Raw genomic sequence first — 24,612 nt, forward strand, 5'->3', positions numbered from 1 at the left:
GTCTCTCCGGCTGCTTCCATATACTATATGGACGATCCGTGGCTTACAGTCACGGAGGCCGGTTTCAGCCCAGCGCTTTCCCCCAGCGGGAGTTGGAGTTATGGCCAAGAAACGGCGCGGACCCTCACGCCTCGACCTACGACGGCAATACGAAGCCCTCGAAGCCAGCGGACAAGAGGACGACGACGAACTCGACGAAGAGGCCGACGAGGCCGAGGACCTCGACGAGGATATCGACGACCTGGACGACGAGGACCTCGAAGACGAGGACCTCGAAGACGAGGAAGAGGCCGAAGAGGAAGAGTTCGAGGACGAGGACGAGGTCCCGAAGAAGAAAAAGAAGAAGAAGAAAGCCAAAGCGGCTCCCAAGCCGGCGGCGAAACGGCCAGCACGCGAAGAACGCCGACGAGCCGTTTGGGTCATCTTCGACAACACCAACAAACGGGTCGAAACTTTCCCCTTCCAGCAACGGGCCGCTGCGGAGGCCGCCCTCGCCCGTCGACTCGAAGAGAAAAAAGGCCACTACTACCTCAACCTCGTCAAGGACCCCATCGGGGAATAGTTCTCCTGCCGCTCGGCTTCCCGCCGTCGGTGAGATTCCTCCCAGACTCCGCCCTTCGTCAGGTTACGCTATCGCCTCTGACTCCCCGGATGTGCTCCGGGGAGTGGGTTTCGCGCGGAGGAAAAAAGTTCTTCCCGTTCTCGATTTCCCCCTGTCTATCAGGCGCTCGAAACTGTCGCTTTCTCGCGGAGCATATCCTGGACTTCTTCCAGCCGCCAACTGATCCACAGAACATTGGGCAGCCGGATGGTTTCCCGTTCCGCTCCGGCCGTGCGCACGATCAAGTCTCCGGAGAAAAAGCCCAGAAGCCAGTGGCGGAACAGGTCATCCCGTTGCTTCTCGAAGGCAATTCCCATGGTGTCGAACGATCGGATGGAAGCGCCGATGTGCTCGCACACCCGGATTTGCCCTGGCGTGACGATCATGTAAGTGCGGCGGTCGAAGATGAAGACCGAAACCGCCCACATCAGGAAGACCGCGGTGGCGACGAATAGATACCCCGCCAAGTTGATGTATATGTGCAGGTGGAAGACCGCGCTGAGCACCGAGTCCCAACCGCCGGGGATCAGGGTGATGATCAAGGCGATCAGGGCCAGAGTCAGCAAGACCAGGAACGACCAGAGGCCGCGCATCGGTACATTCGTGATCAGAATGACCAACAGCAGGACCACGCAGAAGACCGGTCCCATCCAGGCCCGCTCGGAGACCCGCGGCTTGAAGGGCGGGTCTTCGCTGGGGTTTTCCGTCGCCAAGCGAGCCTGCTCCAGCGATTTCGTGGGGCGGGAAACCGCCAGGCGGTACACGATCGTTTTCTCGTCGGACAGTTCCGCCAACAAAGTCAGCTTGGAGCCGTCGGGCACGATGGCCAACCGCGTGTTGTCGAAGTAGGTGATCGCGGCCAGAATGTAGCCCAAAACCCAGATCGGCCACCAGTAGAACAGCATCGAGTGGCTGATCAGCTTGATCTCCCGCTTGGCGGCTGGAGCCGAACTGCCGCTGGTCGTAGGCGTACTCATGGTTCGCGTCCTTTAGGTCTGGAGGAAACACCTTCCACCGGAACACTCTGACTACAGGATTCGCTCCTGGGAGGATTTTCTTTGGCGGCGGGTGCCGCGGCTTCCCCAATTTCACCACCGTCCGACTTGGGGTGTGCATCAGGCTAAAGGAGTATTCCGGCCCTGTCAAGCGTGAGACTGCCAGAATTGCCGCAGGCGGCTTTGACGCACCTCGCTACATTCGTCCAGCCCTGGTGCCGAAACCGCGCCCCTCGGATGGAGCGAAAGAGCACGCTTCCCAGACACCGGGGATGCATGCCGGACGGGTCGGGACAACTCCTCCCAAAACTGCCTGGATGGCTTCCCCCTCCTTGGCGGGTCTGGGCAAAGACTCCTCAACCGCAAGACGCGGAAAGGCAGGCTGACCATTCCCTGGCGGCGGACCTCCCATGGTGCGGGCGTTTCCAGGCCGAACACCCAGCGGTTCGAGTCCGGACCGTCGATTCCCTCCTCGGATTGGCTGCGGTGTGCCAGGCGATAGTGGGAGTGATTCCCAGCGCTTGGCGAACCGTGTTCGGGACTGTTGGGTCGCTGTAGAGCCGCGACATCTGTTCGCTGTGGCATGATGATGCCCTGGGTCGGAGAAAGAGTTTGTCTAGGCACTGTAAATATGTACCAAAAAATGCCTGAAGTCAATAGGAAGTGAACATTTTTTCCAAAAATTTTTCTAAGTTGCTGGAAAACAGAATGTTATGGAAGGAAAAATTTTTTCCGACAGAGTTTGGCTACCTCGGAGAGAGCAGGGGAGTGGTGGTGCCCTCATCCCCCGGCCCCTTCTCCCGCCGCTGCGGTGGTGCCCTCATCCCCCGGCCCCTTCTCCCGCCGCTGCGGTGGTGCCCTCATCCCCCGGCCCCTTCTCCCGCCGCTGCGGGAGAAGGGGAGATGAAGAGGTGTGCGGCGGCGGGGGGGTTGCGGGGTCTGGTTTCCGATGGTACGCTGAAGCAGGTGGTTGCTAGGGGTGTCCCTAGCCGGCCCGGTGAGTGAGGCCGTTCGAGTGGCCGTGCGAGAGTGGAGGGTGAGGTATGCGCCGGCTGATGATCGCCGTTTTGGTCGCTGGTGGTTTGGCCGCTTCGTGGACAACTTGGGCGAATCCTCCTACGGAGGAGGCGAAGTCCCCCCACACCTTGGACAAACGTGTCGCCGCGCTGGAGAAGCGAGTGACCGAGCTGGAGCAACGAGTAGCCGAGCTGGAGGTCCAGTCCAAGGTCTCGTCGTCCTCGGCCATCGCTGTCAAATTGATTGGGAATTGGGCTGCGCGTGATGACAAACTTGGGGTGGTCGGGCTGCGGTTTATGGACGACGGGATGTGCCGCGTGGCCACCGTTGATCGTGAGAATCGGGTCGATTTCGCCTGGGGAACCTATGAGGTCGTGGGTAAGGCCGTGATGCTCATCCTTAAAGACGATTACGACCCGAAGGGCAAAGGCCCTTACCGCACCAGCTTTCTCATTGAGTCGATTGACGACAAGAACTTGACAATCCTAGGTCAGTTGCCGAACAAGGGGATCACGTTCGAGAGGCAGTAAGGGGCGTTCAATCTAACTCGGTAGGGGGCGGATGGCTGGGGACAAGTTTTTTCCCCGCTGCATTGCTCCAGCTTTTCCCGTAGGGCGAGGTGAGTTGTTCCAGCGCTGGGGTGGTGCCCTCATCCCCCGGCCCCTTCTCCCACTGCTGCGGGAGAAGGGGAGATGAAGAGGCGGGTAGGGGCAGGGCTGCGGGGATCGGACTGAGTGACATCAAAGTATCAGCGATGACACTGCGATTGGCGGCGGACGGAGTCCATCCTCCAGGGTGATGTCAGGTTTATGTCACCTTTCCTTTCCATCTTCAGGTCCCGATTATCGAACGGTCCCATGTCCTGGGGTGCGGTTTCCCAGCGCTAGGTGGTGCCCTCATCCCCCGGCCCCATCTCCCGCCGCTGCGGTGGTGCCCTCATCCCCCGGCCCCTTCTCCCGCCGCTGCGGTGGTGCCCTCATCCCCCGGCCCCTTCTCCCGCCGCTGGGGTGGTGCCCTCATCCCCCGGCCCCTTCTCCCGCAGCGGCGGGAGAAGGGGAGATGAAGAGGTGTGCGGCGGCGGGTTGCAGCAACGGCGAGAAAAGGTGATAATATCTTCATAGACAAGGCTTTCTTCCTGATGGGACGCGCGGCAACGTGCCGGCTTGCGGGGAACTGCGGGCCGGGCGCGAGCCATTGGGGGGAAAGTGAGCCGATCTGCGTGGGATCGGCCGTCCGCGTTGTGCGTGGACGAGTAGCCATGGTAGGAAGTTTATATTTGCGGAGCGAGCGGTTCAGGGCAGTGGTCCGTGGTCTGCGAGCTTTACTCGCGGGCCTGCTGGGGTGTTTATGCTATCTGGCCGGCGGGATGGTATGTGCGGTGTGGATGGGGGACGGCCGTGCGCCGGGCTGGCGTCGCCGTTTCCGCAGCCGGGATGGCCACGACCTGCCGCCGCCGAGGTCTAAGCCGAGGACCCTCAGGAACCGTTCGCTTCCTGGAGTATACGTCCTATGGAGCCGCTCCATGCCCTGCTCGCCGGTGCGGCAGCGCTTGTGGCAGCGGGCGGAGGCGGATATTGGTGGTGGCGGCGGCGACAGGCGCCCGGCCCCGCCGATTCGGCTTCCCCTGCTCCTTCCCCACCGGCGGATCATGTTGCTAGACCTGCCTTTACTCCTTCTCCCGCGGTTAGCAGTGCGAGCCTTGCCGCTGTTTCCTCCGCCCCGCCTGCCGCAGTTCCCGCTTCCACGGACGGCATGGCGGCGGAAAAGTCTTCGCAGGTCCTGCTGGAATCGCAGCGGGAAGCCCGTGTGCTGGTGGAACAGGCGCGGGTGCAAGCCCAGCAGTTGCTCCGTGATGCCGAGCTGCAAGCGCGCGATTTGGCCATGCGGCGCCGGGAGGAACTCAATCGGGAACTGGAAGCCGCTCGTGCGGAGCTGCGCGAACAGGAACGGCGGTTAGAGAAGCGCGAAGCCGCCCTGGAGCAGAAGCTGCGCGAACTCCAGCGAAAGGAAAAACACCTCGAACAGACCCGCGAAAAACTCGCCGAACGGCGGGAGCAGTGGGAAAAAAAGCACCACCAGCTTGACGAGCTGCTCGCCCAGCAGATGCAGCAGTTGCAGCAGATCAGCGGTCTGAGCCGGGAAGGGGCGGAAAAACTTCTGCTGGAACGGCTGGAAAAGGAGCTAGCGGCGGAGCTGGCCGAGCGCATTCGCCGCCATGAGGAACGCGTTCGGGAAATTGCGGAGCAAAAAGCGCGGGAAATCCTGGCGACGGCCATCCAGCGCTGGTCCGCCCAGTACACTTCCACGCTGACCGTCAGCACCGTCGATATTCCCTCGGACGACATCAAGGGTCGCATCATCGGCCGGGAAGGGCGCAATATCCGCACCTTCGAGAAGATCACCGGCGTGGATGTCATCGTGGACGATACCCCCGGCGTGGTCGTGGTGTCGGCCTTCGACAACGTGCGGCGGGAGACGGCCCGGCGTGCTCTGGTCCGGCTCATCGAAGATGGACGCATCCACCCCAGCCGCATCGAAGAGGTGGTCAGCGAAACCCAGGCGGAGATGGAAAAATACCTCATGGAGTTGGGGCGTCAGGCCGCCCGCGATGCCGACGTGCAGTTGCTGCACGACAAGCTGATCCACCTGCTCGGCCGCTTGCATTTCCGCACCTCCTACAGCCAAAATGTCCTGGCGCATTCGGTGGAAGTGGCCCATCTCTGCGGGCTGATGGCCGGGGAGCTGGGCTTGAACCCCGCCCTGGCCCGGCGCTGCGGCTTGCTCCACGACATCGGCAAAGCCGCAGACCATGAGATGGAAGGCGGCCATCCCAAGGTGGGGGCGGAACTGGCCCGCCGCTATGGCGAGAACAACCCGGATGTGCTCCACGCCATCCAGTGCCATCACGATGACATCACCAGCGACCACATCTACACCGTGCTGGTCGCCGCCGCCGACGCCATCAGTGCCAGCCGTCCCGGTGCACGCCGCGAAACCCTGGAAAAATACATCCGCTGGATGGAAGAACTGGAAGCGGTCGCCTGTAGCTTCCCCGAAGTGGAACAGGCCTTTGCCATCCAGGCGGGACGCGAGTTGCGGGTCATCGCCAACGCCCACAAGACCACGGACGCCGACGCCGCCCGGCTCTGCCGTGAAATCGCCCGTGCCATCGAGCAGCAACTGGACTACCCCGGCGAGATCAAAGTCACCGTCATCCGCGAGACGCGCTTTGTGGACACGGCCCGCTGAGCGCCGCGGTCGGGAAGCGAACCGGAGGCGGGGTCGGCTTCCCTAGCGGGGTCGGCATTCCTAGCGGGGTCGATTTCCCCGGATTCCTTGGATATGCCGCCGATGCCGCCAGCAAGGAGGACGCCGACCGTAACGATGGCAGCGGGTCCAGAAAGGCCGGTCGTAGGGATCGGTCCCTGGGCGAAAGCCTCCGCGGCGGAAGCAATTTCCTGGCAAACGGCCGGCGGCGGGGGTACGTTGAGAGAAAGAGGAGGCGTGGTGCCGGCGGGGGCAGGTCCAGGCGGCAGCGGACGAAGGAGGCGCAAAGCCATGTGTCCAGCGAAGTCTTGGGTGCGCGGGGCCAGTGCGCTGTGCGGTTTGGTGTGGATCGGAGCGCTGACCGTCTGGGGTCAACCTCCGCGGCCACCGGCGCCGGCGGACCCCCTCGCCCGACGGCAGGTCGCGGACCAGAAGGCCCAGGCAATGGTCCAGGAAGCGATCACTCTGGCCCAGCGCTATGCCCGGACCAACCCGGCCAAAGCCGTGCAGGTCCTCCGTAGCGCCCTGGCGGACATCGAAACCTCCGCGGCGATCAGCCCCACCATGCGGCAGCAGTTGAGCGGGCAGTTGCAGGCGGCCATCGCCCAGGTCCAGGGTCGGCCCGTGCCGCCTCCGCCCGCCGAACCCGGACGCCCCAGCCCGCAGGACCTCCAGAAAAGCCGACAGCAAGCCTACGAACGCTACCTCGCTGAAGTCCGCGACGTGCAGGAGGCCATTCAGCGGATCGCCCAGTTGCAAGAGCGCGGCCAGCTCGAAGCCGCTCAAAAACAGATCGACGAACTCGCCCGGCGCTACCCGGACAACCCCGCCGTCCTTCTCCTTCAGGACAAGGAGCGCTTTGCCCAGGGGGTGCGGGACGCCCAGACCTTCGCCCGCCTCCAGGCGGACCGCCTCGCCGCCCTCCAGCGGGACATCCTCCGCTCCACCCTTCCGCCCCTGCGCGATGTCGAGTTCCCCCCGGATTGGAAGCAAAAGACCGAGCGCCGCCTCCAGACCGTCCGCCTCACCGAGCGGGAAAAGAAGATCATCGACGCCCTCGACAAGCCCACCAGTGTGAACTGGCAGAACGTCATGCTCGAAGAGGTGCTCCAGGAACTGTCCAATCAGCTTGGCGAAAACATCCTCATCGACAAGCGCTCGCTGGCGGACCTGGGCATCGACTTGCAGCGCCCCGTCACCCTCCGGGCCAACAACCTGTCCCTGCGGACCGTCCTCCGCCAGGTCCTGGCGACCTACGGCCTGACCTACATCGTCAAGGACGAAGCCATCCAGGTGATGACCGTGGAGAAGGCCCGCGGCTTACTCGTCACCCGCGTCTATTACCTCGGCGACCTGGTCCAGGGGATCGGACCCTTCGGCGGCGCCCCGCAATGGGGGACCTTCCTCGATCTGCAACAGACCCTCCAGAATGTTGAGCTGCTCATGCGCACGATTCAGACGTCGATCGATCCGCTCTTTTGGCGGGAGAATGGCGGGCCGGGGAGCATCATTTTCCATTATCCGAGCATGTCGCTCATTGTGCGGGCGTCGGCGGAGGTGCACGCCCTCTTCGGCTCCCGCCTCGCCGGCCGCTGACCATCCCTCTTCTATCCTCTGCCGCACTTAGGTGCCGCAATGGTGGGCTACGCCTCCGCTTCATCGTCCTCGTCGGTCCTGGCTGGGTCTTCGCCCTTCAACTCACTCAGCGCCTGGCGGAGACCGTCCAGCTCATCCTCGGTCAAGCCCCAGAGGCGGGCGGCGGCGCGGTCAATCTCGGCTTCCACCTGCGCCAGTTCGGCCTGAGCGGTTACATTCCCACCATAGGCCGCCGGGGCCAGTGCGTGGGCGCGGCGGGAGAGGGTGGAAAGTTGGAGATGATTCGCGTTTTTCGAGTCAAATGCTGGAATAGTTACTTTTTCAGCAATATGGGTAGTCTGCTGAATGGCGATCGCGTAGGACCACACGGTAATAGTCACTGGCACGCTGTTCAAGACGGCAGCAATGTAGAATGCCTGCTTATCATCCTGGCAGTCAATTAGCATCAGCTTGTGGTCTGGAACAATGCATTTGCCGTCCCGCGTTCCAACAACCGCTACAGTGAACCAGGCTGATTGTTCCCGCCACACCACCTTCCACGGGGCGAAGGTGTAATCGCCGACGTTGAAGATGGAGTAGAACGGCCCGGTCTCGATCACCTGCTTACCCTGCTTGCGGGTGAAGTAGCGCTTGAAGCCGGAGCGCTCGCGCAGCACGGCCTCGAAGCGCTTGAGATAGGCCCAGGTTTTGGGGTAGCGGCTCTGCATTATCTTGGGGTCCAGCCCGCGCCGCAGTTTGGGGTCCTGGGTCATCAGTAGGTAGGCGGAAGGCTGCGCCAGCCAGCGTTGGACATCGCGCCCGCGCACCAGCGGGTAGAGCAGGTCCGGCTCGATTTCCACCGTCACTACCTCCACCTTGCGTTTGGCGCCTTCGGTCACGTTGCGCACGATCCACAACCCATCGGGCCGCTCGGCCACCTTTTCCAGCCAGTACACGCTGTTGGCCCAGGTGGTTGCCCCAGCATGCGCCTGATAGTCCGATTTCCCCAGCACCTTTTGCACGGCTCCGAGGGCAGCCGGGCGGGCGGTGAGCCAGGCACTGGTCGGGTCGTTCGGGTCTACTGGCGTGGCCTGAAATTGCAAGCGGCGGGTTTGCGCCAGGACTTCCTCTAGCGTGCTGTCGTAGTCCAATCCTCGGCCACGGCTGATCTTTTGCCAGTAGGTGTAGTCCACGGGGTAACAGGTAGGTTGTCCCTTTTGCAGCACAAAGACGCTAGTGCGGGTGCTGGCCCCCTCGAAGACTTGCAGGCGGCTCAGGTCGTCCACGTGAATGACACGCAAATGGGGCCCATTTTCGCCGATTCGAAAGCGGCGGAAGCCTTGCCCGGCGCCGCTCGTCTTCCATACGCTTTGGGTGATGACGAAGCCCAATTTGCCGCCCGCTTTGAGGAAACTGGCGATCACGGCATAGGTCATTAGGGTCGAAAGGTCCTTTTTCCCTTTGCCCAGGATGGTGTCCATGCCGGAATGGACGAACAATCCCAATTCCTGCCAGAGGGGCGCGGAGCGGTCCCGGTAGGCTTGGGGCAGGCTTTCCCAGTTGATCCACGGGGGATTACCGACGATGTAGTCGAACGGCTCCAGGAAGAGGGGCATGAAGGCGTTTTTGATGACCCTGGCCCAGATGCCGTCAAGGCCGTCGCGGTGTAAGGTTTGCAAGCGTTCAAAGAGGTCTCGCAGGGTGGTTTCGTGGGTCGAGTCCGCGTTCAGTTCCGGCAATTCGCGGCGGCAGCGTTGCAGGAAAGCGTCGGTGGTGAAGCCGCCGGTGATATACTCTTCGAGCAGGTCGGTCAGTTTTTCGATTTTGGCGCGGCTATCCACAGCCAGGGGCAAGGGGAGGGGTCCGACGGCGGTTTCCAGGATGCGGCGGTTGTGTTCCCACAATCCCTGGCCTAGGGTGGGGGTCAGGATGCTGTCGGCCAGGTAGATGGGCAGTTCGACTTCGCGGCGGCGGTAGGGGAGCAAGTCGGCGATGGCCAGGAGGAAGTTGACACGTGCGGCCATGACGGCCAGGGGGTTGAGGTCCAGACCCGCCAGGTTGTGGAGGATGAACTCCAGGGTATCGGCTTCGGCTAGTCCCGCCTGGCGGCAGTTGGCCTTGAGGGCGCGGGCCGCCAGCACGAGGAAGGTGCCGGAACCACAGGCCGGGTCGAGCAGGCGTTTGGGGGAGAGGGGGGAGACTGCTCCGGATTTGGGCATTTGGAAGAGCGGTTCATCGAGTTGGGCCAGCAGGTGCTCGGCGAGCCAGTCCGGGGTGTAGAACTCGCCGAGGTCGTGGCGGATTTCGCGGGGCAGGAGATAGTGGTAAAGCTTTTTGAGCAGGTCGCGGGCGGAGTGGGGGTCATCCTGAACGGTGACGGGGTTGTAATCCGCTAGGCGCTGAAGCACTTGGCCCAGGGCGGCCTCCACGCTGGCATCCCAGGCATCGAGATACCAGGCGAAAAAATCCCCTTCCAGGAGGTTTTTGAGGCCCAGGGTGCGAAAGAAGCCGCCGCTTTCCAGGTTTCGCAATTCGCGGCGTAAGGCATCCCCTGCCAGAGAAGCGACGGTTGTCAACGGGGTGGCACCGAGGGCACCACCCGCATAAGCTTGCAGCACCAGTCGGGCGATGTTTTTGACGATGAAGGCGAAGTAGGTTTGCAGGGCGAAGAAGAAGCGCGGCATGTCGGTCTGTTCCGGCTTTAGTCCCATGCCCTGGAGGAAGTCGCGTAACTCCGCTTTGTGCTGCAACTGTCCGGCGGCGGCCTCGTAACCGGCCGTCTCGCCGAAAAAGAGCTGCCACTGCTCAAACAGGCGGGCGGTCAAATCGTCGGCGTGGTCGCTGAGGGCGTGGTACAGAGCGCGGGTCACCTCCTGACTAAGGGGATTGTGATTGCCGAAATCCTCGACCAGGTTTTCCGGAATCAGGGCGCGGCCAGAGGACAGGGAGAACAGGGAGCGCAGGAAGCGTTCACACGAGGCCGGGTTGACGGGCAGCGGTTCCTCCACGATCCAGTGGCCCTGATGATAACGGACGAAGATGAAGAAGCTGCCGTCAAAGGCCACTCCGAGCAGGCGATCACGCTCGTGGCGTTCCGTTTGGGCTAAACCGGCGATGTAATTTTTGACCTGTTCGACGGCGTGGGCGGTCGGCCCGTGGGTCAAGTCCCTGCGCAGTGAGCCAGGCGGCTCGTATTCGATAACCAGGCGGTTATAGACTGCATCGGCGCGGCCGGTGGCCAGCGTGTATTGCTCGCGGAAGAACAGGTCCACGCCCAGTTCCCTTGCCAGGCGTTCGATCTCATTGTTCATCTGCCGCTCAAACTCTGCCTCGTTGTGGGCACTCCGGGTGGCGCGGAGCGTGTCCTGAGCAAAAGCCGGCGCTAATTCCCGAATTCTCTGATAAGTTTGCAGCATCGGGGCTGATCCCAAGGTGGCAAGGATTGGCTTTACTGTGTTGTAACAGCGTAGAACAGACTGCCAGAGCACGCAAGGGGGCATCTACGGAGCATACCCGCATCCTTCACCCTCGAAGCGTGAGGCTCCCACAGCGCGGGGAGACAGGAGCGAGGAACGGACCGCCGCTAAGACAGCGAGAATGCAGCACGGGGGGAATGAGGGAACGGTCCAGGAGCAGTGGCGCAGGGGGACGTCCGCTGCTTCCCCTCGCTCAGGCAGCGGCTGAGGCGGTTCAGGGCTTCCTGCCAGTGCCCCGGATGCTGGAGCAGGCCGAGGCGGACCATGTTCCGTCCGCTTGGTCCGCAGAGTTCCCCCGGTAGAACCCGCAGCCGATACTTCCGCTCCAAAACCTCGGCCCATTGTCGGCCATCGAGGCCCAACGCCGCGGTCGAAATCCACAGAAAGCCGCCCTGGCCACTATCCCCCGTTTCCAGCCCCCAACGCTGGAAGAGGTCCCCCGCCTGCTGCCGCTGCTTCTGCCAGCGCTGGAACAGGGCCGGTCGTTCGTGCTGCGGTCGGCTTTCCTCCAGGCAAGCAGCGGCTAGCCATTGACAGGGCGTTGGCACCACGGCAGCGTGGAGATGCTGAAGCGCCTGGCAGGCACGTAAAACCACGCGGGGGCCGATCAGCCACCCGACCCGCCAGCCCCGCACGTTGTGCGACCAGCTCAACGAATCGGCGAGGAGCAGGTGCGGTCTGATGCCGGGGATCGCTTCCCACCGCGCCGCCTCTCCCCGCGGATGCAGTTCGGCAAAGGCCTGATCCACGTACAGCAACACATCATGGGCCGCCGCCAGCCAGGCGATGTACTCGCGATCTTCGGGATGAAAGACCGCCCCCGTCGGGTTCACCGGGTCCGCCAAAAGCAGCATGCGCGCCCGCCGGATGGCTCGCTCCAGCACGGCACGGGGAAAGCGGCACCACCCGTCCTCCACCCAGGTGGGCACCCACGCGAGGCGTGCCCGTCGGCTCTGTGCTCCCCAGGCCAAAAGCGGCGAACAGGGGTCGAAGAGAACCACCCGATCGCCAGGATCAAGGCACGCCTCCAGCGCCAGGCTCAAAGCGCCGCTTCCGCCGGGAGTGATCAGCACATTCTGAGGGGAAATCTCCGCAGCGGGGACGTAGCGGGCGGCCACCACAGCGCGCAACTCTCCGCATCCGCCAGCGGGAGGCAGAGCATTGCTGCTGTGGCTCGGCGGCAGAAAACTCACGTTCCGAATCGCCCCGTGCCGCAAATCGATCACCCCGCCCCCGTGAGCCTCTTCCCCCCACGGCAGCGGTGCGGACAGGACTTCTCCCGGCAGCGAGAGCATCGCGCGGGCCAGGCGGTTTACGGTTTCGCTCTCCGCGGCATTCCTCCAGAGCCAAGCCGTGGGGGAACGACTCCTCCCCCGCCACCGCCGCCACCAGTCCGTTGCCCACCGGATCATCCTTCCGCCTCCGGCTCCAGCCAGCCCTGTCCATCCGGCCCGCATTCTGAGCGATTCCCTCCCCTGCTGTAAAGGGGACCTTGCCCGTGGGAGGAGCCGGGGACGGGAAGCAGGCGGCTGTTCGCCTTCACGCAGGCATCGTCTGGCCTTTCCCCACGGTTACACTTTTCAGACAGGACGGTGGAAAGAACCGGGGCGCACCGCCGTCAGTGCTCCCCGGCTCCTGTTCCCTTCGAGCGGAAGAAGGACGGAATGTGCTGTCCGAATGATGTCACCAATCGTTACCCAGCACTTCCCGGCCGGAAAAGGTGGAGGCCGCCCGATAGGTGTTGAGACTCATCGAATCCAACACAAAGCGGACGGAGCCATCGGCCAGGGCGAAGTTCGCCCCGCCGGGATGCATGCTGCGGAAGGAGTACACGTTCGGCCAAAAGCTGGGGGACACATTGACGCCCGCCGGCCGGATGAGCAGGGTGCCGAGGTTCAGGGGGATGGCACACACCCCATTGGCGCCGTTGGCATACGCCCAGGCATTGTGATCATTCATGATGCCCACATCTTCCCCAATCATCAAAGTGTTGCTGGTGCCATCCGTGATGTACTCCATGCGGAAGCGGCGGCGGTTATCCTCCCGGCAGAAGATGCCATTGCCGCAATTGGCGCCGACCAATCCATCCCCGCCGGACCAGCCGGTGTTGTTGGTGTAAGCACTGGCGCTCCCCCCGTGGGTGTAGTGCGAACCGGAGACCCCCTTGTAGCTCGTCGAGGCCATGACGAATCCCCCCCAGTTGGCCACGTTGGTGCGGGTATCAGGTGTCGGATCGCTCGGACAGCGGAAGGTGGGAACCACCGTCCGGAACAACTGCTGGCCCGTCGCACTATTCATCGGGGCTTCCGGATTGTTGGCCAACCCGCCGGCACGATAAAGATTGTCTTGCTCAATGAACGGCAGGAGCCGGGCCAGAAAGCTCCACTGCCGCTCACTCTGGACGCAGCACCCGCGCCCCGTGAGCGGATCGCCGTTGTAAGGGAATCGTCCGTTCGCATCGTGGTAGCTGTGCACCGCCAGCGCGATCTGCTTGAGATTGTTACTGCACTTCGAACGGGCCGCCGCCTCGCGCACCTTCTGCACCGCGGGCAAAAGCAGGCCAATGAGGATGGCAATGATGGCGATCACGACGAGCAGTTCGATCAGCGTGAACGCCTCCCGCTGCGACATCGACCGTTTCATGAGACCACCTCCACGCGTGAATGAAAATCGACATGCGGTGAGGCTGATAAACCCGATAACACCTTGAGACCTCACCACCAACCCCACACTAAATCGGCGAAAAGATGAATGCAAGATGAAAATCGAAAAAAATGTTTGACGATCATCTCTGGGTATTCATCGGGAAGCGACGACTGGGCACTGACCCTCAAGAGCCACTCTCCCGGATGGCTGGCAACAGGCGGCGAATGACGAGCAGGGGAACAGGAGGACAAAAGGGCCGGGGTAAAGGGTGGAGTTGCTGTGCCGTGAGCGGCGAGCGGGGAGGGGTCAGAAACCAATCGGGATTTCCCGGTCATGAGGGAGACAGAGACGGTTTCCGACCGCATTGTTCCCGTGGAGTTCGGATTTCCTCCGCGTCTTGCTCTCGGCGTATTTTTTTGGTAATGTGACAGTCATAATCATCCCCGCCCTTCCAGAATATCAGTTCGCCCCTATCCCCAGGAGGGCCCTATCGTGCCCATTTCTCAAACGTGCCCGCAATGCCGTGTGCGTTTGCGCGTCCCCGACGAGAAGGTGGGCCAGGCGATTCGCTGTCCGAAATGCGGGCACAGCTTCCCAGTGACTCTGCTCGCGGAACCACGAGGCCATCAGGACGGAACCGGTGACAATCCGGTGGCACGCACCGAGCAGAAGCCGACCGAGCAAGGGCCGGGGTGGGAAGTCATCGACCGGGCGTCGTCTCCGCCCCTGGTGGCTCAGGTGGTTGAAGATGAAGATGAATCGGTCCCCCTGCCGACGAAACCGCGGAAGTCCCGCAAGGCTGCAAAAAAGGCCGATTCCCTGGAGACCGTCAAAGTCGTCGGCGGGGTGATAGCCGCCATCTTGGGCGTCATCGGGGGAGTATATTTGCTTCTGGTTTTTTTGGGTTTTGCGGGCACCGCCTCGTCCGCCTACGGGGAGTTATGCGACATTTTTGAAACGGCTGCGACCGCGCTGGAAGACGCCCGGCAACCTCAAAAGCGGTCCGCCGCCGCCCAAAAACTCTCCGAACAAGCCAAACGGCTGCAAGCCTGGACGGACAAATACAAGGACGCAAAAGCGGAAGAGGCCGCCATCAAAGCGGCGCTCCGCCGCTATGAGGAACGCATGGAAAAAGCCCTCGTACGCGTCGGTATCGCCGAACAACAATTGCAAGATGACCCGGAAGCGATGAAGGACCCCAACGTGTCCCAAGCTGTGCGCGCCTGGCGAGTGGCCCTTCTGGGCTTGGCAAGTCAGACCGACCCCCTTCACAAATTCAAGCCCTCCCGCCGCTGAATGACGAGCCACGAGGACGGCATAGCCCGACTCTGCCCTTGCGCCCCGCCCTCGCGCCGCGGACGACTCCCACTTCCAGCCGCCGCGGCCTCACACATCGCCCGGTGACAAGCCCTGGTCACGGAATGATGCGGCACTTCGGCAGCGCCTTTTGCAACTCCTGCTTTCCCGCCCTGGTGACCCTGGTGTCAAAAAGGATCAACATTTGCAGATTCTTCAGCGCTGCCAGCTCCTTCAGCCCGGCGTCGGTGATGCGGGTGCCGCGCAGCTCCAGCTGTTGCAGATGTTTGAGTCCGGCTAGCTCCCGGAGTCCGGCATCGGTGATACGGGTGTGCGCCAAGTTCAGCGATTGCAGGCTGGCGATCGGTATCAGCTCCTTCAGCCCGGCGTCGGTGATGCGGGTGCCACGCAGCTCCAGCCGTTGCAGGCGGGGCAAACCGGCGAGCACCTTCAAGCCTTCATTGGTGATGGCGGTGTCTTCCAGGAAAAGGGCTTGCAACTTCTTCAGCCGGGCTAACTCCCGGAGTCCGGCATCGGTGATGCGGGTGCGGTCGAGGTGCAGGGTTTGCAGCTCCGTGAGTCCGGCCAGTTCCTTCAGCCCCGCGTTGGTGATGTAGGTTTGGCTCAAATCCAGCGTCTGAAGATGGGGGAAGCCGGCCACGACTTTCAAGCCGGAGTCGGTGATCCAGGTATACCTCAGGCCGAGCATCTGTAGCTTCTTCAGTCCGGCCAGCTCTTTCAGCCCCCGATTGGTGGTCCAGGTTCCGCTCAGGTTCAGAACGTGCAGGTCGGGGAAGCCGGCCACTACTTGCAGCCCGGAGTCCGTGATTCGGGTATTGACCAGGTCCAGCACGCGCAGTTTGGTCAGCCCGGCCAACTCCCGAAGCCCCGCATTCGTGATCTGCGTAAAGTTCAGATTCAACGCTTGCAAGTTCTTGAAACCGGCTAGCACTTTCATCCCCGCATCAGTGATCCGGCTTTGGCTCAGATTCAGCGAGCGCAGGTCCTTGAGACCGGCCAAGGCGGCCACCCCCGCATCCGTGATCGAATTACCGTACAGGCCGAGCACTTGCAGCTTTTTCAGCCCGGCGAGTCCCTTCAGCCCCGCATCGGTGATCGCAGAGTGGCTCAGCTCCAAGGCGTGCAGGTTCGTCAGTCCTGCCAACTCCTGGAGTTCAGCATCGCTCAGGCCGGAGAAACTTAGGTCGAGGACGTGCAGACTCCTCAAGGCGGCCACGTTTTTCAACGCCGCTTTGGTGATCGGGCTGAAGCGGAGGTCCAGGCCAAAGGGCACGCCGGGATCGGGCAGTGGCGGCAGCGGCTCATCGTGGCTATAGGCCAGGGCTGGCAAATCGCCCGGCTGGCCTTGCTCCAGAGGCACAAATTCCCACTCCAGGGTGAGCGGGGTTTGCCGCATCCAGCCGATCTGGGCGCCGGCTTCTCGCCACTTGTGGGCCACTGCGGCGGGCAGAGGCGTGGGCGGGTTTGCCGTTTTTGGCGGCTCCGATGGTGCTTTGGGAGATTGATCCGTCTCGTGTGGCGGCTGCGGTTGGGCTTCTGCCGGCGGGGTTTCGAGGAGTCCCAGGAACAGGGGGATCGAGGCGAGCAGGGGGAAATGACAGCGTGGCGTCATGGTCCGCTCTCCGCGCAGGTACGTTTGAGAAAAATATATCAAATGGCCCAGGCACTTGAGTTGGCGTAGCCAGAAAAACGTTGGGGCGGTCAGGGGATGGTGGAGCGCTTGAGACTGGAGGTGGGCTGCTGAGTGAACAGCGGATGTCAGCGGGCGGCGGGGTTTTGGGCTTGGCGGTAGCAGTGGTCGAAGAGCAATTGCCATTCGAGGAGCTGGACGCGGCGGGCGAGCATTTCCGAGTCGGAGCCGGTGCCGCGGACCGCTTCGCAGAAGTCCACGAAGGCGTCCGGCGAGGTGAAGCGGTAGCCGAGGTGGGGCGCGAGCCGCTGGAGCTGTTCCAGCACCGGATGCGCACCGACACGCCGCCACCAGTATTTGCTGTTCCAAGCGTCGGGTTCCCGGCGGTGCAGGATGGCATGCCAGAAGCTGCCTTCCGCAGTGGGCAGGCTTTGGCTGATCTGGTGCGACTGCTCGAGGAAGTCGAAGTAAAGCCACAGGCCCGCCAGGCAGGGAGCGGGGAGCTGCAAGCGAGCGAGGGAGGGTTGGCGGGAGAGCACCGGCTGGCCCGGCCCCAACTCCGGCAGGCGCTCCTCGCGCAAAAGCTCGGCCACTTCCGGACCGTAACGGTTGGGATCGAACGGGAACGGCCAGTCCATCGCGGGGCGACCCCTCCAGGCATGCACCGCTCCCCCGGCATCAGGCCGGCCTCCGTCAGGCCGGGATCAATCCGTCAACCGACGCGGAACCAGAAAGCCGGCGGGGAACAGCGAGCGACTCGTCGGATTCACGGACGCAGGCGGATTTCTATCGTTTTACCCGCCTCGATGACTTCCGTCAGCCCGGAGCTTTTCGGATCGGCATAGCGCGGGGGCACGTCCACGAACTGGAGCACTTCCTTCCCCTTGCTCTGTTGCAGGTGGAGCTGCTGCTGGCCGCGGAGCATCTGGGTGTTGACGCCGATGTACACCTTGCCGGTGGGGGCGTTGGGCAGGGTGAATTCGCCGCCGGGGCCGAGCTGGGCGGACGCGCTGCGTCCATCGTCAGTCACAAAGGTAATCAGACCGGCCTCCACGGGTTTGTCCCCCAACAGCACCTTGCCCGTGACGCTGACTCCCGCGCTGGAGGAGCCGCCGCCACATCCGGTCAGGGAAAGTGCACAGGACGCCGCCGCTAACAGGAATGCCGCAACGCGCCGACGGTGGGAAACGCAGAGCCGGTGTATGTCGATCAAGGGAAAGCCTCCTTCGTCTTCAGGGTGGTGTGGCAGGGCTGTTTGCTCTTCGTGCTGTTCGCTTTTCACTTGCGGGACTCTCTCCCGCGACACTCTCTCCGTGACAAGCCAGCGCCAGGGGGGCCCGATGCGGGAGGGGGAGCACCCCCCTCTCCGTGTTCCGAGCAGCTCCGAGTGAATCGTCAATCTCCGGCAACATGACGGTCCGCTCTTCTTCCCAGCAGCGGGAGAGTGAGCCACGCTGGCCAGGTGAGAGTGGGAGCGGGAATCGCAAGGACCGTGCTCAGTTCCAATCGGGTCCGAGCAGGCCGCCATCGTTGGGCAGCACCGCCAGGCTCCAGGTGGCGACGGAGATATTGGCGTTGACCATGCGGACGCTGCCGTCGCCGAGCAGGGCCAGGGTGCCGCTGGTGCTATGCCCCTGAGCCGGGAATTGCCAGAGGTTGCAGTCAGCAGGACGAGGGTTGACCTGGGGGACGGGGAAAAGGCGGTAATTGGGATCGGCGGGATTGCTGGTCCAGCCGAGGTTGATGCGGGCGAAGACAGGCCAGAACTTGTCATCCGCCGGATGGCCCCAACCGACGCCGCCATTTTGGCAGCGCATCCGCTTCTCGGCGACAAAGACAGTGTTGGAGGTACCATCGGTGATGCCGACGAGTTTCTTCGCGCCCGCGCCGTTGTTCCAGTCCCAAATGTTGTTGGGGTAGGCTTCGGGACGGCCGAAGACCTGCCAATTGCAGGCATAGCTGGCCAGGGCCACGTCCACCGGGTTGGTCGTCCACATCCAGGATATCGGCGGGTTATTGAAGCCGCCGACCAGTACTCCTCCGCCCGGATCGGAAGAGTCATTCGGAGCTTGCAGGACTTTGAGAGGCACGCTCATGGCAGCCTGCGTAGCGTTGATCGCGCCCAAACCGCTGCCGGGCCAGTTGGTGATGGAAGCCTGAATCACCCCTTGCTCGAAGAAGGGGAGCAGGCAGAAGAAGAAAGTGCCGTCGCTATTCGTGTAGCCGCCCCGATACGGGGGATTGTTCCACCAGAAGGCCACCGCGGGCGGCAGGACGCCGTATTGGTCGTGGCCATTATGCACGGCCAGGCCGATCTGCTTGAGGTTATTCATCGAGGTGGCGCGAGCGGCGGCATCCCGTACCTTCTGCACCGCAGGCAAAAGCAGGCCGATCAGGATCGCAATGATCGCAATGACGACCAGCAGCTCGATGAGCGTAAACGCGGTTGAACCGCCCCGACGGCGGGGAGAGGAAAATGATGGCATGGTGTCACTCCCAGTTGCTAAACCTTGTGCCTCTTCACGCTGAGTTATTCGTAGAAACATCATTTCTTCAGGTCAATACCCGACGGAGCGGCGGGTCTTACAAAAAGCGGAAAAAGGCGAGGTGTACACCTTTTGGCATGGAGTGCTCAGCGGGCCGGGGGGACATTGTGCGAGGGCGGATCAGTAAACCGACGCCATGGGCGGAAGCAGCACTCGTTGTGCCAGAGTAGGTTCTGGAGACGGGAACGGCAGGAGGGAAAAGGGCGCTTCCTCACCGCCGAGGGACCGAAGGAGTTTCTGGCACAGGCTTTGCCGAATGTTGCTTGACCTCGGAGTGTGGTATGGTGGGTCCGGTGGGGTGACTGAGGGCAGTGAGTCTAACAGCACGTGCGCGGCTGGGGAGGGGACGTGATGGCAAGCCGCTGGATTCGCTGGTTTCGGGAGCTGAGTTTGTCCGATGTCGGGTTGGTGGGCGGAAAGAATGCCTCGCTGGGGGAGTTGTATCGGGAGTTGACGCCGGTGGGGGTGCGGGTGCCCAATGGCTTCGCGGTGACCGCGGAGGCATACCGGCATTTCCTGCGGGTCCATCAGTTGGAAGAGGTCATCCAGCGGGAGCTGGCCGGTTTGGACACCCGCCATTTGGAGGAACTGGCGGAGCGCGGGCGGCGGATTCGTGAGGCGATCCTGAGCCGGCCGTTGCCGCCGGAGCTGGCCGGAGAGATCGTGGAAGCCTACCGGTCCTTGTGCCAGGAAGCCGGGGCGGAGATCGAGGTGGCGGTACGCTCCAGCGCGACGGCGGAGGACCTGCCCACAGCGAGCTTCGCGGGGCAGCAGGAGTCGTATCTGAACATCCGCGGGGAACGGGGCGTGCTGGAGGCGGTCCAGCGCTGCATGGCGTCGTTGTTCACCGACCGGGCGATTTCCTACCGCGTGGACCGGGGCTTCGAGCACATGGCGGTGGCGCTGTCCGTGGGGGTGCAGCGGATGGTCCGCTCGGACCTGGCCTGCGCCGGCGTGCTGTTCACGCTGGACACCGAGAGCGGCTTTACTGACGTGGTGCTCATCCACAGTGCCTGGGGCCTGGGCGAAAGCGTGGTCAAGGGACGGGTCGACCCGGACGAGTACATGGTGTTCAAGCCGACCCTGCGGGCTGGTTTCCGTCCGATCCTCAAGCGGAGCATCGGGGCCAAGCAAGAGCGGCTGATCTATCGCCGCGGCGGGGGGACCAAGGCGGTGCCGACCCCGCCGGAGGAGCGCGAACGCCTGACGCTCCAGGACGAGGAAGTGCTCACCCTGGCCCGCTGGGGATGCCTGATTGAGGAGCACTATTCCCGGCGGCAAGGGCACTGGGTGGGCATGGACCTGGAGTGGGCCAAGGATGGCCGCAGCGGCGAGCTATTCATCGTGCAGGCCCGCCCGGAGACGGTGCATACCCGCCGGCCACACTTGCAGCGGGAAGTCTACCATCTGGAACAGAAAGGACGCCTCCTGCTCCAGGGGCGCAGCGTCGGGGAAAAAATCGGGGCCGGAACGGTGCGGGTCATCCGCGATGTCCACGAATTGTCCCAGTTCCAACCCGGCGAGGTCCTCGTGGCAGATATGACCGACCCGGATTGGGAACCGACGATGAAGATGGCGGCGGCCATTGTCACCAATCGCGGGGGGCGGACCTGCCATGCGGCCATCGTCAGCCGGGAGATCGGCGTGCCGTGCGTCGTAGGGACTGGCACCGCCACGCAGCAGCTCCGCACCGGCCAGGAGGTGACCGTCTCCTGCGCGGAAGGGGAAGTGGGCAAGGTGTACGACGGCCGCCTGGCCTTCCGCAAAGAGATGCTCGACCTGCAAACCTTGCCGCAGCCCAAAACGCGCGTGCTGGTGAACATCGGCGACCCGGACCAGGCGCTGGCCCTCTCCTTCCTCCCCGTGCAAGGCGTCGGCCTGGCTCGCATCGAATTCATCATTTCCAGCGCCATCCAGGTCCATCCGCTGGCTTTGACCCGCTTCGACCAATTGCCGCCGGGAAGCGAACGCGACCGCATCGACCAGCTCAGCCGCCACTATGACCCGGACAAGCCACGCTACTTTGTGGAAAAGCTCGCCGAAGGCGTGGGACGGATCGCCGCCGCTTTCTACCCCCGCGAAGTCATCGTCCGTCTGTCGGATTTCAAAAGCAACGAGTACGCCCACCTCCTCGGCGGCCACCATTTCGAACCGCAGGAGGAAAACCCCATGCTCGGCTTCCGCGGGGCCTCCCGCTACTACGATCCCCGCTATCGGGATGGCTTTCTGCTGGAATGCCAGGCCATGCGGCAGGTGCGGGACGAGATGGGCTTGAAAAACGTCCACCTCATGATTCCCTTCTGCCGCACGCCGGAGGAAGGCCGCAAGGTGATCGAGGTCATGGCCCAAGCCGGCCTCGTCCGCGGCGCCGAGGGGCTGAAGGTGTACGTCATGGGCGAAATCCCCACCAACGTGCTGCGGGCCGCCGAGTTCGCCGAGGTCTTCGACGGCTTCTCCATTGGCTCGAACGACCTGACGCAACTGACCCTGGGACTGGACCGCGACTCGGAGCTGGTCGCCCACCTGTTCGACGAGCGCGATCCGGCGGTGCAGTGGCTGATCGCCGAGTTGATCCGCCAGGCCCATCAGCGGGGCCGACCCGTGGGCATCTGCGGCCAAGCGCCGAGCGACTATCCGGAGATGGTCCGCTTCCTGGTCGCCTCCGGCATCGACAGCATCTCGCTCAACCCCGACGCCGTGCTCAAGACCCTGCCCGTCATCCTGGCGGCGGAGCAAGAGCAGGAGTCCATCGCCAAAGACGCTCAGGCAGCCGGGTAGAAGAAGGAATCTTGACCCTCTCTGCCCCAGGCCAGGGGGAAACTTGACGCTTCTGGCTGGTCGTCGTGGCGGAAGCAGGGAAAAAACAACCTCTCCGGCGGCACTGAGCCGGCGCTTCGGGGGGAAAATCCAGGGATGAATCACCGCGTCGGGAAGGGAGCAAAGGACTCAAGCGGGGGGAGTGCCCCGGCGGGGTCACTTTTTCGCAGCTTGTTGGGCCTTGCGGATGGCACGCATGCGGGCGGCTTCCTTGCGGCGGCGCACTTCGCAGGGCTTCTCGTAATATTCGTGAGCTTTCAACTCCCGCTTCATGCCGCTGCGCTCGATCAGCTTTTTGAACCGCCGCAGAGCAGCACTGATCGGTTCTTTGTCATGCACGCGCATCTTCAGACCCATACACGCTCCTCCTTTCCTTCACGTGGACAGACTAGCATACCAAAGACCCAGAGAAACAGGGACACAGCAGCACCGTCCTTCCCTCTCTGCCACCGCAGCAGATGTACAAGGAAGGATTGTGCCGCTTCCTGCGCTTGTGCCTAGTTTTCGGCTCGGTCGCAGCATTTCTATTATATCGTCTCGCCGGAAGGGGGAACATGACGGCGAACCCTTTGACCGCATTCTCCCCCGCTAGTGCGGACCTCATACGAGGGGACCCAACGCTGGTGCGGACCCCAGGCGAGGGGACCCTATACGAGGGCGGGCCATCGTCTCAACCTGCCGCCGGTCCCTCGATCTCGATGCTGCCGGAAGCTATAGTCTAGTGTTTTCGCGTCCCGCGGCGAGTATTTCCTGCGTGGTGGGGGGCGCACTTGGAAGAGTCAGCACCGTTGCGCCGGCGGAAGAAAACCCTCCACCGGTCGGGAATGTGCCGCCCGTGAGAGGTTGCCGGAGAGGGGGCGAAGGGAGAATTACGCCATGCCCAATTCCCGCTTGAGCGAGCTGTACCAGTCGCTGAACCAGCCGCGCTTGACCTGGGTCTGCCCGGTATCCTCCATGACCGTGATGACCATGCGCTGGAGTTCGCGTTCGTTTTTGCGCCCTTTGACGGCATTTTTGGCGGTGTTGACGATCATGTCGAACTCTTTGCGATCGATGCGCCCATCGTCTCCCATAGCGGCCTGGAGCTGGTCCTTGATCTGCTGAATGAGGCGGCTTTCGAGGATGTAGTCGTTCTCATCGCAGACTTGGGCCAAGGCGGCGCGGGCGGAGTCGATGTTCACACCCATTTGGATCGCCGTTTGCAGGATTTCCTTCTCCTCGTTGCGGTCGATGTACTTGTCGTCGTAAGCCCGCAACTTAATTTCGTTGACGAAGCGGCGTTTGACTTCTTCCATCGAGGCCATAGTCGTTACTCCTCTGTGGCAGTTGGGACGATGCCCAGAGCAATTACCCTCACCCTCGTGTCCCCGCGACCGAGGGAGGAAGCTCCTCTAGGTAGGTCATTCGCTCCCGGCGGCGAAACATTTACCTAACTCGATGATAAAGGCTCTGCGGGAGCTGTCAACAAAAGTTGCAGCATCTTTCTGAACGGGGGGAAGCCAAGACAGCCGAGGATGCGGAAGAATCCGACATCCAAGCCGTCGCATGCGGAAGGTATTGGCATCCACATCCTGTCGTATGCGGAAGGGTCCGACATCCAGGCCGCCGCATGCGGGAGGTTCCGGCATTCATCCCATCGGGTTGGAGAGAATCTGCGGTTTGGAGAAACTCTACGGGAAGCGACGGTTGTTCTGTCCGGAGGTTTTTCTGTCTTGGGGGCAGACTGGTTTTAGCCCTTTTGCTCGGTTTCAGCCCTTTTCATACGGCGAGATGGGACGGAAGGCCATTTGCTGGGCATCCAGGCCGCCATCCACAACGACGATGGTGCCGGTGGCATAGGCGGCCTTGTCCGAGGCCAGAAAGACATACCACCAGGCGACATCCTCCACGGAGGCGATGCGGCGCAGGGGAATCTGTTCCATGACGGCGTGGCGTTCGCTGGGGGTGGATTTGAGGCCGAAATCGGTCAGCGGCGTCTCGACCAAGCCCGGCGCGACGGCGGCGGTGGTGATGCCGAAGGGAGCCAATTCGACCGCTAGTTGCCGACAGAGAGCATTGATGGCCCCCTTGCTGGCGTCGTAGAGGGTATGCTGGGGTTCGCTGCGGCTGGCGTTGAGCGAGGAGCTGAAGAGGATGCGCCCCGGACGCTTCTCCGCTTTGAGCCGGCGGACAAACTCGCGAGACAGGGCGATCGCCGACCAGACGTTCAGGCCGAAGATGAAGTCAAAATCCCGGCGGGTGAGCTGTTCCAGCGGCGGCTCTTTGTACGTGCCCACGTTGTTGACCAAAACGTCCAGGCCGGCGAAGGCCTGCCAGGCTTCCGCCAGCAGGCGCTCCGGTTCCCCCTCCTGAAGCAGATCGGCCTGGATGTAGCGGGTGTGTTCGTAGTCGCTGAGGATGCGTTGGACTTCGGGGCAGTGGGGCAGGGGTTTTTCCGAAGTCAGGACGACCTTGGCTCCGCTAGCCGCAAAAGCGCGGGCCACCCCCAGGCCGATCCCTTGACTGCTCCCCGTGACTAACGCCGCTTTGCCGCTGAGCATGCCAACACCTCCCCCGAAGACCGCGGCGAAACCCCCACTCTCGGCGGAAGCCCCCCCTGTCGGCGGCGGAAAAACTCGCCTTGCTGTGGAATCCCCGCTATCGGCGGCGGAAATCCCACCTTTGGCGGAAACTCCGTTGCTGGCGGCGGGAGAATATCGACCCGGATCGCCTCCCGGAATCGCCT

General features: G+C 62.9%; 19 protein-coding genes. 6 read left to right on the top strand and 13 right to left on the bottom strand.

Going from position 1 to position 24,612, the window contains the following annotated elements; translation table 11 throughout:
* Positions 1–100 precede the first annotated feature (100 nt).
* Positions 101–562 (top strand): hypothetical protein, encoded by a 462-nt coding sequence (locus H0921_RS05635; protein WP_194537044.1) that lies wholly within the window; start codon positions 101–103, stop codon positions 560–562.
* Positions 563–720: 158 nt separating this feature from the next.
* Here the strand turns inward: H0921_RS05635 and H0921_RS05640 are convergent, their stop codons facing one another.
* Positions 721–1,578, bottom strand: coding sequence for a hypothetical protein (locus tag H0921_RS05640; RefSeq protein ID WP_194537045.1), 858 nt, complete (start codon positions 1,576–1,578; stop codon positions 721–723).
* 1,061 nt (positions 1,579–2,639) lie between these two features.
* On the opposite strand from H0921_RS05640, the gene H0921_RS05645 reads away from it, so the two are divergent.
* Positions 2,640–3,143, top strand: coding sequence for a hypothetical protein (locus tag H0921_RS05645; RefSeq protein ID WP_194537046.1), 504 nt, complete (start codon positions 2,640–2,642; stop codon positions 3,141–3,143).
* A 7-nt stretch (positions 3,144–3,150) separates the two neighbouring features.
* Here H0921_RS05645 and H0921_RS05650 read toward each other — a convergent pair whose 3' ends face one another.
* Positions 3,151–3,354 (bottom strand): hypothetical protein, encoded by a 204-nt coding sequence (locus tag H0921_RS05650; protein WP_194537047.1) that lies wholly within the window; start codon positions 3,352–3,354, stop codon positions 3,151–3,153.
* A 768-nt stretch (positions 3,355–4,122) separates the two neighbouring features.
* On the opposite strand from H0921_RS05650, the gene rny reads away from it, so the two are divergent.
* Entirely contained in the window at positions 4,123–5,862 is a 1,740-nt protein-coding gene (rny, locus tag H0921_RS05655) for a ribonuclease Y (RefSeq protein ID WP_228499044.1), read from the top strand.
* Here the strand turns inward: rny and H0921_RS05660 are convergent.
* Positions 5,799–6,173, bottom strand: a complete 375-nt coding sequence (locus H0921_RS05660) for a hypothetical protein (RefSeq protein WP_194537048.1) — start codon at positions 6,171–6,173, stop codon at positions 5,799–5,801. The genes rny and H0921_RS05660 overlap by 64 nt on opposite strands.
* Between H0921_RS05660 and H0921_RS05665 the strand changes: the two genes are divergently transcribed.
* Positions 6,172–7,476: an STN domain-containing protein gene (locus H0921_RS05665; RefSeq protein ID WP_194537049.1), complete on the top strand. Its 1,305-nt coding sequence runs from the start codon at positions 6,172–6,174 to the stop codon at positions 7,474–7,476. The genes H0921_RS05660 and H0921_RS05665 overlap by 2 nt on opposite strands.
* 47 nt (positions 7,477–7,523) lie before the next feature.
* Here H0921_RS05665 and H0921_RS05670 read toward each other — a convergent pair whose 3' ends face one another.
* From H0921_RS05670 to H0921_RS05680, 3 genes are all read right to left on the bottom strand, one after another.
* Positions 7,524–10,871: an N-6 DNA methylase gene (locus tag H0921_RS05670; RefSeq protein WP_194537050.1), complete on the bottom strand. Its 3,348-nt coding sequence runs from the start codon at positions 10,869–10,871 to the stop codon at positions 7,524–7,526.
* A gap of 167 nt (positions 10,872–11,038) precedes the next feature.
* The gene (locus H0921_RS05675) at positions 11,039–12,343 is read right to left on the bottom strand and encodes a pyridoxal phosphate-dependent aminotransferase (RefSeq protein ID WP_194537051.1); all 1,305 of its coding nucleotides are present in this window, start codon (positions 12,341–12,343) and stop codon (positions 11,039–11,041) included.
* A 271-nt stretch (positions 12,344–12,614) separates the two neighbouring features.
* On the bottom strand, positions 12,615–13,574 hold the full coding sequence (locus tag H0921_RS05680) for a DUF1559 domain-containing protein (protein ID WP_194537052.1): 960 nt from the start codon (positions 13,572–13,574) through the stop codon (positions 12,615–12,617).
* A 495-nt stretch (positions 13,575–14,069) separates the two neighbouring features.
* On the opposite strand from H0921_RS05680, the gene H0921_RS05685 reads away from it, so the two are divergent.
* Positions 14,070–14,873: an MJ0042-type zinc finger domain-containing protein gene (locus tag H0921_RS05685; RefSeq protein WP_194537053.1), complete on the top strand. Its 804-nt coding sequence runs from the start codon at positions 14,070–14,072 to the stop codon at positions 14,871–14,873.
* A gap of 118 nt (positions 14,874–14,991) precedes the next feature.
* Here the strand turns inward: H0921_RS05685 and H0921_RS05690 are convergent, their stop codons facing one another.
* From H0921_RS05690 to H0921_RS05705, 4 genes are all read right to left on the bottom strand, one after another.
* Positions 14,992–16,506, bottom strand: a complete 1,515-nt coding sequence (locus H0921_RS05690) for a leucine-rich repeat domain-containing protein (protein ID WP_194537054.1) — start codon at positions 16,504–16,506, stop codon at positions 14,992–14,994.
* 146 nt (positions 16,507–16,652) lie between these two features.
* On the bottom strand, positions 16,653–17,162 hold the full coding sequence (locus H0921_RS05695) for a hypothetical protein (RefSeq protein ID WP_194537055.1): 510 nt from the start codon (positions 17,160–17,162) through the stop codon (positions 16,653–16,655).
* 128 nt (positions 17,163–17,290) lie between these two features.
* Positions 17,291–17,737 carry a hypothetical protein gene (locus tag H0921_RS05700; protein ID WP_194537056.1) on the bottom strand — a complete coding sequence of 149 codons (447 nt, stop codon included), beginning with the start codon at positions 17,735–17,737 and terminating at the stop codon, positions 17,291–17,293.
* A 283-nt stretch (positions 17,738–18,020) separates the two neighbouring features.
* Positions 18,021–19,010 carry a DUF1559 family PulG-like putative transporter gene (locus tag H0921_RS05705; protein ID WP_194537170.1) on the bottom strand — a complete coding sequence of 330 codons (990 nt, stop codon included), beginning with the start codon at positions 19,008–19,010 and terminating at the stop codon, positions 18,021–18,023.
* Between the two features lie 411 nt (positions 19,011–19,421).
* On the opposite strand from H0921_RS05705, the gene ppsA reads away from it, so the two are divergent.
* On the top strand, positions 19,422–21,848 hold the full coding sequence (gene ppsA / locus H0921_RS05710; protein WP_194537057.1) for a phosphoenolpyruvate synthase: 2,427 nt from the start codon (positions 19,422–19,424) through the stop codon (positions 21,846–21,848).
* Between the two features lie 195 nt (positions 21,849–22,043).
* Here the strand turns inward: ppsA and rpsU are convergent, their stop codons facing one another.
* The 3 genes from rpsU to H0921_RS05725 all read right to left on the bottom strand — a co-directional run bounded on the left by rpsU (position 22,044) and on the right by H0921_RS05725 (position 24,427).
* Positions 22,044–22,244, bottom strand: a complete 201-nt coding sequence (rpsU, locus tag H0921_RS05715) for a 30S ribosomal protein S21 (RefSeq protein ID WP_194537058.1) — start codon at positions 22,242–22,244, stop codon at positions 22,044–22,046.
* A gap of 512 nt (positions 22,245–22,756) precedes the next feature.
* The gene (locus tag H0921_RS05720; RefSeq protein ID WP_194537059.1) at positions 22,757–23,191 is read right to left on the bottom strand and encodes a hypothetical protein; all 435 of its coding nucleotides are present in this window, start codon (positions 23,189–23,191) and stop codon (positions 22,757–22,759) included.
* A gap of 444 nt (positions 23,192–23,635) precedes the next feature.
* Entirely contained in the window at positions 23,636–24,427 is a 792-nt protein-coding gene (locus H0921_RS05725; protein ID WP_194537060.1) for an SDR family NAD(P)-dependent oxidoreductase, read from the bottom strand.
* Positions 24,428–24,612 lie beyond the last annotated feature (185 nt).

The organism is Thermogemmata fonticola (genome assembly GCF_013694095.1).
Taxonomy (GTDB): Bacteria; Planctomycetota; Planctomycetia; order Gemmatales; family Gemmataceae; genus Thermogemmata; species Thermogemmata fonticola.